The organism is Saccharothrix sp. S26, from assembly GCF_021390395.1.
Lineage (GTDB): Bacteria > Actinomycetota > Actinomycetes > Mycobacteriales > Pseudonocardiaceae > Actinosynnema.
This window is the reverse complement of record NZ_JAJUWT010000015.1, coordinates 155,528-169,654: the sequence shown is the minus strand read 5'-3', so window position 1 is coordinate 169,654 and position 14,127 is coordinate 155,528. Positions and strand designations below refer to the sequence as shown.

Annotated in this window: 12 protein-coding genes; 6 read left to right on the top strand and 6 right to left on the bottom strand. The window is 70.7% G+C overall.

The window, feature by feature from the left end; all coding sequences use genetic code 11:
* The first annotated feature begins 143 nt into the window (after nucleotides 1-143).
* Nucleotides 144-1,298, top strand: coding sequence for an MFS transporter (locus LZG04_RS24945; protein WP_233820761.1), 1,155 nt, complete (start codon nucleotides 144-146; stop codon nucleotides 1,296-1,298).
* Here LZG04_RS24945 and LZG04_RS24940 read toward each other — a convergent pair.
* Nucleotides 1,295-1,915 (bottom strand): TetR/AcrR family transcriptional regulator, encoded by a 621-nt coding sequence (locus LZG04_RS24940; RefSeq protein ID WP_233820759.1) that lies wholly within the window; start codon nucleotides 1,913-1,915, stop codon nucleotides 1,295-1,297. The genes LZG04_RS24945 and LZG04_RS24940 overlap by 4 nt on opposite strands.
* A 90-nt stretch (nucleotides 1,916-2,005) precedes the next feature.
* Between LZG04_RS24940 and LZG04_RS24935 the strand changes: the two genes are divergently transcribed.
* On the top strand, nucleotides 2,006-2,848 hold the full coding sequence (locus LZG04_RS24935) for an alpha/beta fold hydrolase (RefSeq protein WP_233820757.1): 843 nt from the start codon (nucleotides 2,006-2,008) through the stop codon (nucleotides 2,846-2,848).
* Here LZG04_RS24935 and LZG04_RS24930 read toward each other — a convergent pair.
* The 3 genes from LZG04_RS24930 to LZG04_RS24920 all read right to left on the bottom strand — a co-directional run bounded on the left by LZG04_RS24930 (nucleotide 2,823) and on the right by LZG04_RS24920 (nucleotide 6,071).
* Entirely contained in the window at nucleotides 2,823-4,154 is a 1,332-nt protein-coding gene (locus LZG04_RS24930) for a DUF4153 domain-containing protein (protein ID WP_233820755.1), read from the bottom strand. The two genes, LZG04_RS24935 and LZG04_RS24930, sit on opposite strands and share 26 nt — an antisense overlap.
* A 223-nt stretch (nucleotides 4,155-4,377) precedes the next feature.
* Nucleotides 4,378-5,400, bottom strand: coding sequence for a HAMP domain-containing sensor histidine kinase (locus tag LZG04_RS24925; RefSeq protein ID WP_233820753.1), 1,023 nt, complete (start codon nucleotides 5,398-5,400; stop codon nucleotides 4,378-4,380).
* The gene (locus LZG04_RS24920) at nucleotides 5,397-6,071 is read right to left on the bottom strand and encodes a response regulator transcription factor (RefSeq protein WP_233820751.1); all 675 of its coding nucleotides are present in this window, start codon (nucleotides 6,069-6,071) and stop codon (nucleotides 5,397-5,399) included. The genes LZG04_RS24925 and LZG04_RS24920 overlap by 4 nt, the downstream gene beginning before the upstream one ends.
* A gap of 135 nt (nucleotides 6,072-6,206) precedes the next feature.
* Between LZG04_RS24920 and LZG04_RS24915 the strand changes: the two genes are divergently transcribed.
* From LZG04_RS24915 to LZG04_RS24905, 3 genes are all read left to right on the top strand, one after another.
* Nucleotides 6,207-7,925 (top strand): caspase family protein, encoded by a 1,719-nt coding sequence (locus tag LZG04_RS24915; RefSeq protein ID WP_233820749.1) that lies wholly within the window; start codon nucleotides 6,207-6,209, stop codon nucleotides 7,923-7,925.
* 27 nt (nucleotides 7,926-7,952) lie between these two features.
* Entirely contained in the window at nucleotides 7,953-8,810 is an 858-nt protein-coding gene (locus tag LZG04_RS24910; protein ID WP_233820747.1) for a hypothetical protein, read from the top strand.
* 105 nt (nucleotides 8,811-8,915) lie between these two features.
* Complete coding sequence (locus LZG04_RS24905; protein ID WP_233820745.1) at nucleotides 8,916-11,081, top strand: ATP-dependent RecD-like DNA helicase; 2,166 nt, start codon at nucleotides 8,916-8,918, stop codon at nucleotides 11,079-11,081.
* 5 nt (nucleotides 11,082-11,086) lie between these two features.
* On the opposite strand, the gene LZG04_RS24900 is transcribed toward LZG04_RS24905, so the two are convergent.
* A complete protein-coding gene (locus LZG04_RS24900) occupies nucleotides 11,087-11,899 on the bottom strand; it encodes a MerR family transcriptional regulator (protein ID WP_233820743.1) in 813 nt (270 codons plus the stop codon).
* Between the two features lie 56 nt (nucleotides 11,900-11,955).
* Nucleotides 11,956-12,198 (bottom strand): DUF2630 family protein, encoded by a 243-nt coding sequence (locus LZG04_RS24895; RefSeq protein WP_233820741.1) that lies wholly within the window; start codon nucleotides 12,196-12,198, stop codon nucleotides 11,956-11,958.
* 153 nt (nucleotides 12,199-12,351) lie between these two features.
* Here LZG04_RS24895 and LZG04_RS24890 point away from each other — a divergent pair, with 153 nt between their 5' ends.
* Nucleotides 12,352-14,118 (top strand): M14 family zinc carboxypeptidase, encoded by a 1,767-nt coding sequence (locus tag LZG04_RS24890; protein ID WP_233820739.1) that lies wholly within the window; start codon nucleotides 12,352-12,354, stop codon nucleotides 14,116-14,118.
* Nucleotides 14,119-14,127 lie beyond the last annotated feature (9 nt).

The window sequence follows — 14,127 nt, the reverse complement described above, 5'->3', positions numbered from 1 at the left end:
CGTGTTTGAACCCCGTGCCGGGCGATTGGGAGATTCACCACAGGCGGGTGGCGGGTCGTCGGTGGCGGCTCTTCGGCGGTGCAGGGTGGGCCGGCGGGCCTTGTAGAAATGACCGACGTGGTCGACCCGGGGGAGGGCAGCTCATGCGCCGGTCGTCCGCGGTGGTGGTGCTGGTCGCGCTGGCGGTCGCCCTCTTCTCGTTGACCACCGTGGAGACCCTGCCGGTCGGTCTGCTGCCGGTGATCGCGGCCGACCTGGGTGTGTCGCGGTCGGCGGTGGGGCTGTTGGTGACCGGCTACGGCCTGGTGGTGGCCGTGCTGTCGGTCCCGCTGACCCACTGGGTGCGCCGGGTGCCGCGGCGGACGTTGTTGCTGGCCCTGCTGGGGGTGTTCGTCCTGGCCACGGCGGTGAGCGCGGTCGCGCCGAACTACGGTGCGCTGCTCGCGTCGCGCGTCACGGTCGCGTTGGCGCACGCGGTGTTCTGGTCGGTGGTGGCGACCGCTGCGGCGGGGCTCTTCTCGCCGGCGGTGCGCGGTCGGGTGGTCGCGGGGCTGTTCACCGGCCCGGCGCTGGCGGGCGTGGCGGGCGTGCCCCTCGGCACGTGGTTCGGGCAGCACGCGGGGTGGCGGCTGCCGTTCCTGGTCGTGAGCGGGCTCGGGTTCACCGCGCTGGTGGCGGTGTTCGCCCTGCTGCCGGCCGGGGCGGCGCAGGGCGGTCACGCGGGTCGCGGCGTCGAACCGGACCTGCGGAGGTTCGTGGTGCTGATGGCGACCACGGTCGTCGTCGTGTGCGGCTTCTTCACCACCTACACCTACGTCACGGCGTTCCTGACCGACGTGGCCGGGTTCGCCGAGGCGGCGACCGCGCCCGTGCTGCTGGCCTCCGGCGTCGCCGGGTTCGTCGGCACGTCGGTCGCCGGCGCGGTGGTCGACCGGTGGCCCCGGTCGGCGCTGGTCGCGGCCGTCGGCTCGCTGGGTGCCGCGTTGCTGGGCCTGCACGCGTTCGGCGCGACGCCCGCCGCGACCGTGGCGCTGGTGATGCTGTTCGGCGCGGCGGTCGGGGCGATGACGACGGCCCTGCAGAGCCGCATCCTGGTCGTGGCGCCCGGCAGCACGGAGATCGCGTCGGCGATCAGCTCGGCCATGTTCAACGTCGGCATCGCGGGCGGCTCGCTGCTGGGCGGGCTGTTGCTCCCGACCGACGGCGGGGTGCGGTCGCTCGTGCTGGTCGGCGGGCTGCTCGCGGTGGCCGCGCTGGGCATCCTGCTCACCGAACCGCTGTGGGTCGCGCGCCGCTAACCCTTGGGGAGCAGGTGGGCGACCTGGCCGACGAACGCCACCAGCCGGTCCGGCGTGAACCGCTCGGGGTCGGTGATCGCCAGGCGGCCCGCCATCTCGGCCAGCGCGAGCATGGTGTGGCCGAGCAGCTCGGCGTCCAGCCCGGTGTCGCCCATCGCCTTCAGGCCCAGCTCGGCCAGGGCGTTGACCTGCGCCAGCACCTGCGCCCGGACCAGCTCGACCTGGCGGCGGAACGCCACCGGCGTGCCCTCGGGCGGCAGCAGCACCAGCCGCCAGCGCTGCGGTGACGCGACGACGGCGTTGACGAAGGCGTGCACGGTGTCGGTGTAGACGTCCTCCGGCCGGCGGTCGCCGAAGTCGGTGGCCGGCATCGCGCCCAGCACCTGGGCCGTCGCCCGGTCGGCCTCGCGGTGCAGCAGCGCGGCGATCACCTCGGTCCGGTTCGCGTACAGCTCGTAGACCACGGGCTTGGTCACGCCCGAGCGGCGGGCGACGGCCTCCATGGTCACGGCGTCGAAGCCGCCTTCGGCGATGAGGTCGAGCGCGCCGTCGAGGAGCTGGTCGCGCCGCTGGTCCGGTGGCAGGCGCGGTGCGTACTTGCGACGCGTTGTGCTCACCGGACCATATTGCTACGGTGGCGTAGCTTTGACAAAGCTACGCATGCGTAGGAAGCGCTGCGACATGCTACGAAGCGCTCGGAGGCAACGGTGTTCGTGGAGTCCGAGGGCGCGCGGCTCGCCGTGTTCGAACACGGCGACCGGTCCGCGCCGACCGTCGTCCTGGTGCACGGCTACCCGGACACGCACCGGGTGTGGGACGACGTCGTGCCGTTGCTGGCCGAGGAGTTCCACGTGGTCACCTACGACGTGCGCGGGGCGGGAGAGTCGTCCGCGCCGCGCGGGCTGGCCGCCTACCGGCTGCCGGTGCTCGCGCGGGACCTGTTCGCGGTGATCGCGGCCGTCAGCCCGGACGCGCCGGCGCACGTCGTCGCGCACGACTGGGGCTCCATCCAGGCGTGGGAGGCGGTGACCACGCCGGACGCGCCGATCGCCTCGTACACCTCGATCTCCGGGCCGTGCCTGGACCACGTCGGCCACTGGATGCGCCGCCGGACGACCCGCCGCCAGGTCGAGCAGCTGCTGCACTCCTGGTACATCGCGGTGTTCCACCTGCCGTTCGTCGCGCCCCTGCTGTGGCGGCACGTGATCGGGCCGCGCTGGCAGGGGATCGTGCGGCGGTTGGAGGGCGTCGCGCCGCACGTGTCGCCGACCGTGGTGCGGGACGGCGTGCAGGGCATCGCGCTGTACCGGGCGAACTTCATCCCGCGGCTGCGCTCGCCGCGCGTGCGGAAGACGGACGTGCCCGTGCAGGTCGTGCAGCCGTCGCGGGACCGGTACGTCACGGCCGGCGTGACCGAGGACGTCCCGCGATGGGCGTCGGACGTGCGGCGGCGGGTGATCGACGCCGGGCACTGGGTGCCGGTCACGCACCCCCGGGCGGTGGCGCTGCTGGTGGCCGACCACGTCACGGCGCACAATCACCCGGCTTGACCTGCTGGAGCACGTCCCGGGCCCGTTGGCGGCCCAGGTTCCAGGAGCGCCAGTCGTCCGCTTCGACGCGGCGGTGGAGCAGGGCGCAGGCCCGCAGGCGCGGTGGGAGCTCGGCCAGCGCGGGCACGGCGTCGTCGGACAGGCGGGCCAGGTACCAGACGTCGATCTTCTCGGTGGCGTGGTAGCGGTCGACGTTGCGCTCGGCGATGAACCGGTCCGGGTTCAGCGCGGCCAGCCCGACCAGGGCGGCGAAACCCGTGCCGACTACGGCCCGCGCCAGCCACCCGCCCTCCAGCCGCACGCCCGCGGCCAGGACCAGGAGGTAGACGACGCCGAGCCACAGCTCGCAGGCCGAGACCAGGACGCGCAGGACGGTGAAGCCGTACGCCTGCTGGTAGAGCCACATGCGGGCCAGGGCGGAGGCGACGATCACCAGGGTGAGCACGCTCAGCGCGCCCAGCGAGCCGCGCAGCCACCGGCGGTCGGTCGGCGAGTCGAGGCGGGCGAGCCGGGCGACGACCGCGATCACCCCCAGGGTCAGCACGGTGACGGCGAGCAGTTGCCAGAAGCCGCTGCGGGCGTAGTCGGCGTAGGTGAGGTCGGGCGTGACGAGGACGTGCTCGTCGCCGCCGAAGAGCGTGCTGACCTGCACGGCGACGAACGCGGCGAAGAGCGCGACGAGCGCGCCGACCGGGAGCGCCCAGTCGCGGCGGGCGACCGTTCGGGGCAGGTCGGAGGCGTCGTCGAGGGTCGGCGGGCAGACGCGCAGGTAGGCCGCGCCGATCGTGCCCAGACCGACGGCGGTGAACAGCACGATCGGTTGGCCGGACGACTCGTCGGGCGCGATCGAGCCGAGCAGGTCGGCGAACGCGGCGTCGGCGCCGGCCAGCAGCGGGACGAACACCAGCAGCAGACCGGCGGTGACGAGGACCGGCCGGGCCAGCGGCGGCGCGCCGGACGCCTTGATGCCCCGTGCCACCCAGGGCACGGCCCGGACGGCGGCGACGGGCACGGCCAGGGATCCGAACACGAGGCCGCGTGCGGTCCGACCCCCGGTGACGGCGAGTGATCCGGCGGCGCAGCCGGCGATGGCGCAGAGCGTGAAGAGCCAGTCGGCGGCGACGAACGCGCCGACGGCGAAGAGGGCGACGGAGAGGACGGCCCAGACCGGTCTGACGTGGCGCAGGAGGGCGAAGACGAGGATCGCGGTCAGGGCCCAGCCGAGGCCGGGTTCGTCCAGGGGCAGCAGGACGGCCGCCCCGATGCCGCCGGCGGTGCCGGTGAGCAGGACGCGGTTGGGAGTCATTCGTAGTCCTCTTCAGGGCGTGGGCGTGGCGAGAAAAGAAAAAGAGGAAAAGAGCCCTCGCCGGACGGGCGGATCAGCATGGCGCGGGCATCAGTGGAAGCCGCGGGTATTGGTGAACTCGCGCCCACCTGACGCGTGCGGTAAGGCTGCGCCAGGTCGGCGGGATGACCCGAGGCCCTGCTTTTGGGAAGAGCAGGTGGGGGCGAGGTGGGGTGGTGCGGGGTCAGGGTTGGTCGGTGGCGGGGAGGGTGGCGCGGATTCGGCAGCCCGGGCCGTCGACGACGGCGATCGTGCCGCCGTGCAGGTCGACCACCCAGCGGGCGATGTTGAGGCCCAGTCCCGTGCCGCCGCCGCCGGCCCGTTCACCTCGGGTGAAGCGTTCGAAGACGCGTTCGCGGTCTTGAGGGGCGATGCCCGGGCCGTCGTCGGCGACTTCGAGGACGAGGTCCTTGTCGACGGAGGCCGAGACGCGCACCTCGCCACCGGTGGGGCCGTGGCGGGCGGCGTTGTCCAGCAGGTTGGCGACGACTTGGGCCAAGCGGGCCTCGTCAGCGTAGACCGTCGCGGTCGGTGGGGAGACGGTGATGGTGAAGCGGATTCCGCGGGCGGCGACCGAGGCTTCGGCGACGACTTCTTCCAGCAACGGGGCCAATGGGAATTCGGCCTTGTCGAGGCGGTGGGCGCCGGCGTCGATGCGGGACAGGTCCAGCAGTTCCGTGACCAGGCGGCCCAGGCGTTCGGTCTGGGCCAGTGCGGTGCGCATGGTGGCGGGGTCTGGTTCGGCGATTCCGTCGACGACGTTTTCCAGCACGTTCTGCAATGCGGTGATGGGTGTGCGCAGTTCGTGCGAGACGTTGGCGATGAGTTCGCGTCGCTGCTGGTCCGCCGCGCCGAGGTCGGCTGCCATCTGGTTGAACGCGCCGGCCAGTTCGCCGACCTCGTCCCGTGCCGTCGCGCGCACCCGGCTGCTGTAGTCGCCCGCCCGCATCGCGCGCACGGCGGCGGTCATCTCGCGCAACGGCCTGGTCATCCCGTGCGCCAGGACCTGCGACGTCACCAGGACGATCGCCATCGCGCCGAACGTCGTGCCCGGCGCCAGCCAGCCGATCCGCCACCGGAAGAACGCGAACCCGGCCGACATCGCCGAGACCAGCAGGATGCCCAGCTTCAGCTTGATCGACCGCACCGGGTCGAGTGGGCGCGGCAGCCACTCGACGGTGGCCTGCAACGCCGAGCGCAGGCTCATCGGGGGACCTCCAGCGCGTAGCCGACGCCGTGCACGGTGCGGATGAGGTCGGTGCCCAGCTTCCGTCGCAGGGCCTTGATGTGGCTGTCCACGGTCCGCGTGCCCGTGCCGTCGGCCCAACCCCAGACCTCGCTCAGCAGCCGCTCGCGGGACTGGACGGCACGCGGTCGTTCGGCGAGGTGCACCAGCAGTTCGAACTCGGTCGGCGTCAGGTGCGCCTCCTCGCCGCCGCGCACCACCCGCCGCTCGGTCAAGTCGATCTCCAGGTCGGCCACGGTGATCCGGGACGCCGCCGCCGACGCCGCCCGCTCCACCCGCCGCAGCAGGGCGTGCACCCGCGCGGCCAGCTCGCGGATCGAGAACGGCTTGGTCAGGTAGTCGTCCGCCCCGACCGCGAGCCCCACCAGCAGGTCCGTCTCGTCACCGCGCGCGGTCAGCATGAGCACCGGCACGGGCTGCTCGGCCTGGATCCGCCGGCACACCTCCAGCCCGTCGAACCCCGGCAGCATCACGTCCAGCACCACCAGGTCGGGCCGGACGTCCCGGGCGCGCGTGACGGCCGACGGCCCGTCGTGGGCCAACTCGACCTCGAACCCCTCGGCCCGCAGCCGCGCGGCCACGGACTCGGCGATGGTCAGGTCGTCCTCGACCACCAGAACGCGGCGTGTCATGCGGCCGACTCTATGTCGCGGCCGTGGAGGCGACCGGCGCGACTTGTGAACGTCCTGTGGAGGTCGCGCCACCACGATGTTGCTCCGAATGCAGTAACGCCGTGTCGCGTGCGGTCGACCTCTTAGGTGAGAGGCGTGGAGGTTGCCATGGCGAGACAAGTGGCTATCGGGATCGGCGTGTCGCGGGTGGACCGCCTACCGGTGTTGCAGGGCGTCGAGAGCGGTGTCGCCGACTTCTTCCGGTGGGCGCGCGATCAAGGCTTCGAGGTGCACTCGTTCACCGACTCCGACGGCAGGTTGGTGACCACCGACGACCTGAAGCGGTACGTCGAGGAACTGGTCACCACTCGGGACGTCCAGAAGCTCTTCGTGTTCTTCGCCGGACACGGTGTGAGCACCGACCTGGTCGAGGACAACTGGCTGCTCAGCAGGGCGGGTACCAACCATGACGAGGCGATCAGCGTGGCGAGGAGCGCCGAGTACGCCCGCAATTGCGGCATCCCCCACGTGGCGTTCTTCGGCGATGCCTGTCGGACACCGCCCGTCGGGTTCCAACTGGGCATGAGAGGCGCGACCATCTTCCCGTACTTGGCTGTCCGCAACGGTGTACGCGTGCGGGTCGATCGGTTCTTCGCCACGCGGCCGGGTGAGCGTGCGTTCGAGCAGGTGCCCGACGACGTGAGGTCGGAGGCGTTCGGGATCTTCAGCAGGTTGCTCGTTGCGGCACTCGAAGGTCGGGTGCCTGAAGTGGTCACTCCCATCGATGACGGGAAGTTGCCGTTCGCCGTGCAGGCTCACCCGTTGGGCGAGTACCTCGATGAACAGGTACCCAGGGAGTCGTACCGCCTTCTGGCGGTGCAGCAGACACCCGACTACCGCGCTGAGTCGGCCTGGTCACCGCATGTCATCTCCTGGCTGCCGGGGCCGGGTCAACCGCCTGCCGTCGGTGTGCCGTCAGCCGCACGTCCTTCTCGCCGAGGCGGCACGACCGGCTCGCGTCCGCCGGACATGAGCCAGGCAGATGACGACACCTTGTCGCGTTTCCTGGAAGAGGAGCGGGGACGTCGGCTCGACGAGACGTTCGACAGGATCCGCAACGTCGTGCTCGGATCAAGCGGGCTCGCGGGGCTGACCGTAGTCGGCGGCACGGCGAGCCGGGTTCTGGTCACCGGAGGCCGTGCTGATGTCGCAGAGGAGCCCGAGGGCTGGCACATCGCGGGTCCGCAGCACGGGTCCGCCACCGCGCTGATCGAAATCGAGCGTGCCGACAGAGCGTCGGACTGGCTGGCCGCAGCCCTGTTCCCTGGCCTCTCCGGCACCGCCGTGCTCGGGCCGCACGGTGTCGAGCAACTGATCTACTCCCCGGTCTTCGCCGAGCACGACACGGTCCCGGAGCCGCCGCATTCGATCGTCATGGCGTTGGCGCTTTTCGAGGAGGGAATGTTCAGCCCCGACGACAAGGATGTACAAAGCGCGGTCTTCGACAGGTTCGACCCCGTCGTCGCCGTCCTCACCGCTGTCGAGTACGCCCGTAGAGGGCGACCCGACCTGGTGCTCGACTTGATCGACCACTTCGTCAACGGCGGTCGCGTGGTGCCCTACGACCTGGTCTTGTTCGCTGGGCAGGATCTGGACGACCTACACATCCCCGTGGTGCCGGACTTCCCGATGACCACCCGCGGTTGGGTGCTCGCCGAGACAGCGCTGGTCGGTGAAAAGGCGTTCAAGGCGGCTCGGCCCTACCTCACGCCATCGCTGTGGACCGCGTTCAGCGCCGCGCCGCTGCCGGTCATGCAGGCGCTGGTCGGGCAGGTCGAGACCGAGGCTGGGGCGGTCGACCACTTCCGCGCATGACACCACCGACGAACAAGGCGGATCGCGATGCGACTGGTATTCGTCCACGGTCGAGGGCAAGCCAAGAAGGATCCGGACGCCCTGCGTGAGCACTGGAAGGCAGCGCTTGTCGCAGGCTTGGGTGACAGCCGGCTCCCCGAAGGGCTCGATATCAGGTTCCCTTTCTACGGCAAGCTCCTCCAAGACCACGTCGACCGCTCGCTCTCCGGTGCACAAGCCGTGGCTCGCGGCGCGGCAGGTACCGAACAGGATGCCCTCGCGGGCGAGATGCTGTTGGAGATCGCTGAACGGGCGGGAGTCACCAACGATGACATCGCCAAGGAACTCGACGATCGTGCGGTGGCCCGTGGTCCGGAGAACTGGCCATGGGTCAGAGCCGCAGCCAGGGCGGTAGGCAAACGCTTGCCATGGCTGGCCAGCGGTGTGCTCGAAGCGTTTGTCCGGGACGTTCACACCTACCTCTCGGTGCGAGTCGTGGCCGAGGAGGTCAACGAGCGCGTCCGTCGGGAGCTCGACGGCGGGTCGGCCGTGGTCGTCAGCCACTCCCTTGGATCGATAGTCGCCTATCAGGTGTTGCACGAACTCGGTAGACGGGTCGAGGTGCCGCTGTTCGTGACCGTCGGCTCCCCGCTCGGAATACCGGTCGTGAAGAGCTACCTCGAAGGAAAACCGAGCAAGCCACCGAATGTCAGGCGTTGGGTCAACGGATCCGACGAGCGCGACCCAGTCGCCCTATACGCGCGACTCGACCGGGACAGCTTCGCCGCCGGGATAGACAACTTCGCCGACATTCACAACCCGCGCGATGACGCGCACGGGATTACCGGATACCTCTCCGACGAAGTGATCGCGGCGGAAGTGCTCGACGCGGTGGAGCGCGGTTAACGGTCGCGTGTCGGACTACGCCTGCGGTCGGTGGATTCTAATGGGCGTGATGTTGCGAGGCTGACCGCTGGAGGTCGCGCCGGGCGGGCGTCATAGGGTGACCGGGTGGCTGATGCGGTCCTTGAGGCGGTGCTGGAGCGGATCACGTTCGCCAACGAGGAGACCGGTTACACGGTCGCCCGGGTCGATCCCGGGCGCGGCGGGGAGCTGGTCACGGTGGTCGGGGCGCTGCTCGGCGCGCAACCCGGCGAGTCGATCCGGATGCGCGGGCGCTGGGGGTCGCACCCGCAGTACGGCAAGCAGTTCCACGTGGACGACTACACGACCGTGCTGCCGGCCACCATCCAGGGCATCCGCCGCTACCTGGGCTCGGGGCTGATCAAGGGGATCGGGCCGGTGCTGGCCGACCGGATCGTCACGCACTTCGGCGTGGACGCGCTGGACGTCATCGAGCACGAGCCGCAGCGCCTGATCGAAGTGCCCAAGCTCGGGCCCAAGCGCACCAGGATGATCGCCGCCGCGTGGGAGGAGCAGAAGGCGATCAAGGAGGTGATGGTCTTCCTCCAGGGCGTCGGCGTGTCGACGTCGTTGGCCGTGCGGATCTACAAGCAGTACACCGACAAGGCGATCGAGGTCGTGCGCGAGGAGCCCTACCGGCTCGCCAACGACGTCTGGGGGATCGGGTTCCGCACCGCCGACCAGATCGCGAAGGCCGTCGGCATCCCGCACGACAGCCCGCAACGGGTGAAGGCCGGGCTCCAGTTCACGCTGTCGGAGGCCACCAACGACGGCAACTGCTACCTGCCCGAGAACGCGCTCATCGGCGAGGCCATCAAGATCCTCCAGGTCGACGCGGGCCTGGTGATCGAGTGCCTGGCCGAGCTGGTCGCCGAGGAGGGCGTGGTCCGCGAGGTCATGCCGGACGGCGAGCCGGGCATCTACCTGGTCGCGTTCCACCGCGCCGAGATCTCGCTGGCCAACCAGTTGCTGCGGCTGCTCAAGACCGACGAGGAGCGGATGCCCGCGTTCCAGCACGTCGACTGGGAGCGGGCGTTCGCGTGGCTCGGCGCGTCGCTGGAGGACAAGCAGCGCGACGCCGTGCGGCTGGCCCTGACCCGCAAGGTGGCGGTGCTGACCGGTGGTCCGGGGTGCGGCAAGAGCTTCACCGTGCGGTCGATCGTGAAGCTGGCCGCCGCCAAGGGGGCGAAGGTGGTGCTGGCCGCGCCGACCGGCCGGGCGGCCAAGCGGTTGACCGAGCTGACCGGGCACGAGGCCCGCACCGTGCACCGGCTGCTGGAGCTCAAGCCCGGCGGTGACGCGGCCTACGACCGCGACCGGCCGCTCGACGCGGACCTCGTGGTCGTCGACGAGGCTTCGATGCTGGACCTGCTGCTGGCGAACAAGCTGGTCAAGGCCGTCGCGCCGGGCGCGCACCTGCTGCTGGTCGGTGACGTGGACCAGTTGCCGTCGGTCGGCGCGGGCGAGGTGCTGCGGGACGTGCTGTCCGCCGACAGCCCCATCCCGAACGTCCGCCTCACGCACATCTTCCGGCAGGCGCAGCAGTCCGGCGTGGTGACCAACGCGCACCGGATCAACAACGGCGACTACCCCGTCGTGCAGGGCATGCCGGACTTCTTCTTCTTTTCGGTCGAGGAAGCCGAGGAAGCGGCGGCGCTCGTGGTCGACGTCGTGGCCCACCGCATCCCGCGCAAGTTCGGCCTGAAGCCGCGCACGGACGTGCAGGTGCTCGCGCCGATGCACCGGGGTCCGGCGGGCGCGGGCGGCCTGAACGCGTTGCTGCAGGAGGCCTTGACACCGTCCAAACCGGACCTGCCGGAACGCCGGTTCGGCGGCCGGGTCTTCCGGGTCGGCGACAAGGTCACCCAGATGCGCAACAACTACGACAAGAACGTCTTCAACGGCACGCTCGGCATCGTCACCGCGATCGACGCCGTGGAGCAGAAGCTGACCGTTCGGACCGACGAGGAAGAGGACGTGGACTACGAGTTCGCCGAGCTGGACGAGCTGACCCACGCCTACGCCATGACGATTCACCGCTCACAGGGCAGTGAGTACCCGTGCGTCGTCATTCCAATCACGACCAGCGCGTGGATGATGTTGCAGCGCAACCTGCTGTACACGGCCGTGACTCGGGCCAAGAAGCTGGTCGTGCTGGTCGGGTCGCGCAAGGCGATCGGCCAGGCGGTCCGCACCGTGGGCGCCGGACGACGCCACACGGCACTGGACCACCGCCTCGCGCGGCTCCTCTGAGCGGGTCAGCGCATCGGGAAGGCGATGTCGCAGACCTCGTCGTCGGGGCCGGCCGCGTCGAAGTCCGCGAAGTACACCTCGCGGGGAGCGTCGTGGACGACGTGACCGTTGTCCTTGATCCACATCGCCACGGCGTCATAGGCGGACAGGATCTGCGGGAACGCCACCTGCGCCTTGGTCAGCCGCACGTACGCCTCCCGGTGCGCGGGCTCCACCCGGGCCGCGACCCCGCTCGGCGGCTGTGCCGCGCCGATCGGCACGCACGCCTCGACCGGCCCGTCGCTGTCCTCGTTCACCTCGCCGTGGTAGACGACGAACGGTGCATCGGCGACGCCGCCGTGCTCCTGGGCGGCCTTGACCAGCCGGTCCATCGAAGCGTTGATCCAGTCGACGAGCGCCGGCTGGAACAGGTGCCGCTGCTCGGTCAGGACCACCTGCTCGGGCACGTCACGCTGCTTGACCTCGTACATCTCCACCAGACCCTTCCCTCCCGACAACACGACGCGGAGGTGGGCGGCCAGGCCGCGTTGCACGGCCATCCGGTGCTCGACGGCGTCCCAGTACTCGGTGAGCAGTCGGGCCCGCTCGTCCTCGGGCGCGGCCACGATCCGGGCCACGACCGCGAGCGGCATGTCCAGCCGGCGCAGCAGCAGCACCAGGCGAGCGGTGGCCAACTGGTCCTCGCCGTACCGCCGGTAGCCGTTGCCCGGCTCGACCGCGGCCGGGCGCAGCAGGCCCTGGCGCTCGTAGAGCCGCAGCGCCTTCACCGACAGCCGCGACCGGCGGGCGAACTCGCCGATGCCCAGTAGCCGTGCCACCCCCGCATCCTCCACGGCGACGACCCTGCGGGCTGCCCCAGGGGACGAGTCAACGCCTACTGGCGGTAGTTCTCGACCGTGCCAGGATCACGGGCCTCGGCGGCGTCCGGGTCCATGCCGGCCGCACGGCGGGCGCGGCGCTGGCGCAGCAGGTCCCACGTCTGGTCCAGGGCGACTTCCAGGTCGCGCAGCCGCCGGGCGTCGCCCTCGGTCAGGCCCTCGCCGATGCGCGACCCCTCCAACCGGTGCTCTTCCTCCACCAGTTGGGTGATCCGTGCGACTAGTTCTTCGTCCGTCACGACTCCTCCTCCATCCGGACCAAGAGCCGGGTACCTCGCCGGCATCTGTCAAAACCCCGTGCCGCCGGGGCCTGGGAACGACCGGTTGGCGGGTGTGCAAGCGGCCGGTCCGTCCCCCATCCTCCTGCTCAACCCTGCCTAGGAGGAACAACCGTGAAGTCGACCGGACGCTCACTGCTGACGCTGGCCATAGCCGGTGTCGCGGCGGCCGCGGTGCTCACCGGGGGCACCCCCGGAACCGCCGGCCCCGCACCCGAGGTCGCCGCGGTCCAAGCCGGACCGACCTACGTCTACAAGGTCCACGCGCCGCTCGGCGCCGCCGCCCAGAACCTGCTCGGGCGCGGCTTCGACGTGCTGGAGGACCGTGACGGCGACTACCTGTTCGTGCTCGGCGACGCGACCACCGGCGGCGCTCTCGCGCGGGCCGGGTTCACCGCCGTGATCGACGAGGTGCTGCCCGCGCCGCAGTGGCAGCCGCCCGCCAAGAAGTCCCAGTCGCCGACCTTCGACGCCGCCGACGTCAACGAGACCTACTACGGCGGCTACCGCACGATCAACGCCCACTGGTCGCACCTCGACCTCGTCGGGCAGCAGTACCCGAACCTGACGACCCTGGTCGACTACGGCGACTCGTGGCGCAAGACCCAGGGCGCGGGCGGGTACGACCTGCGGGCCATCTGCATCACCAAGAAGAACGCGGGCGACTGCGCGCTGACCACGTCCGCGCCCAAGCCCCGGTTCTTCGTGATGGGCCAGCTGCACGCCCGCGAGGTCACCACCGGTGACGTGGCGTGGCGGTGGATCGACCACCTGACCAGCGGTTACGGGGTCGACGCCGAGGTCACGGCGCTGCTGGACACCACCGAGGTGTGGGTGGTGCCGATCGCCAACCCCGACGGCGTGAACATCGTGCAGCAGGGCGGCAACTCGCCGCGCTACCAGCGCAAGAACGCCAACACCACGAACGGGTCGAACTGCTCGGGCACGTCGTCGTCGCAGGTCGGCATCGACCTCAACCGCAACACCGACTCGCACTGGGGCGGCGCGGGCACGTCGTCCAACCCGTGCGACCAGACCTACAAGGGGCCCTCGGCGAACTCCGAGGTGGAGACCAAGGCGTTGCAGGCGTTGTGGCGCAACCTCTACCGCGACCGCCGCGGCACCGGCGTCACCGACGCCGCGCCCGCCGACACGACCGGTGTCGTGATCTCCATGCACAGCTACTCGAACCTGGTGCTGTTCCCGTGGGGCTGGACGACGTCGTACAAGACGGGCAACGACGCGCCGTTGCGCGCGATGGCCAAGGACATGGCGACGATGGCCGGCGGGTGGCAGTACGGGCAGCCGGGCGAGGTGCTGTACAACGCGGCCGGCGCGACCGACGACTGGGTGTACGACGACCTGGGCGTGGCGTCGTTCGTGTGGGAGATCGGGCCGTCGTCGGGCACGTGCTCCGGGTTCTTCCCGACGTACTCGTGCCAGGCGTCGACGTTCTGGCCGAAGACGAAGCCGATGCTGATGTACGCGGCGAAGAAGGCGGCCAACCCGTACGGCGGCGGCACCCCGCCGGTCGGCTGCGCGCGGCAGACCAACGACACCGACGTGGCCATCCCGGACAACGGGCCGGCGGTCACCAGCACCATCACCATCGCCGGCTGCGAGGGCAACGCCTCGGCGTCGTCGCAGGTGGAGGTGCACATCGTGCACACCTACCGGGGTGACCTGGTGATCGACCTGGTCGCGCCGGACGGCACGGCGTACCCGCTGAAGGCGTCGGACAACGACGCGGGTGACAACATCGACACCACGTACACGGCGAACGTGTCGTCGGAGGCTCGCAACGGCGCGTGGCAGCTGCGCGTGCGAGACGTCTACTCCGCCGACACCGGCACCCTCACCTCGTGGAGCCTGACCGTCTGACCCCCGCGA

Bases quoted from the DNA above. Each gene is read 5' to 3' on its own strand.
- LZG04_RS24910 (WP_233820747.1), top strand. From the start codon at position 7,953: ATGCGACTGGTATTCGTCCACGGTCGAGGGCAAGCCAAGAAGGATCCG.
- LZG04_RS24930 (WP_233820755.1), bottom strand. From the start codon at position 4,154: ATGACTCCCAACCGCGTCCTGCTCACCGGCACCGCCGGCGGCATCGGG.
- LZG04_RS24945 (WP_233820761.1), top strand. From the start codon at position 144: ATGCGCCGGTCGTCCGCGGTGGTGGTGCTGGTCGCGCTGGCGGTCGCC.
- LZG04_RS24920 (WP_233820751.1), bottom strand. From the start codon at position 6,071: ATGACACGCCGCGTTCTGGTGGTCGAGGACGACCTGACCATCGCCGAG.
- LZG04_RS24925 (WP_233820753.1), bottom strand. From the start codon at position 5,400: ATGAGCCTGCGCTCGGCGTTGCAGGCCACCGTCGAGTGGCTGCCGCGC.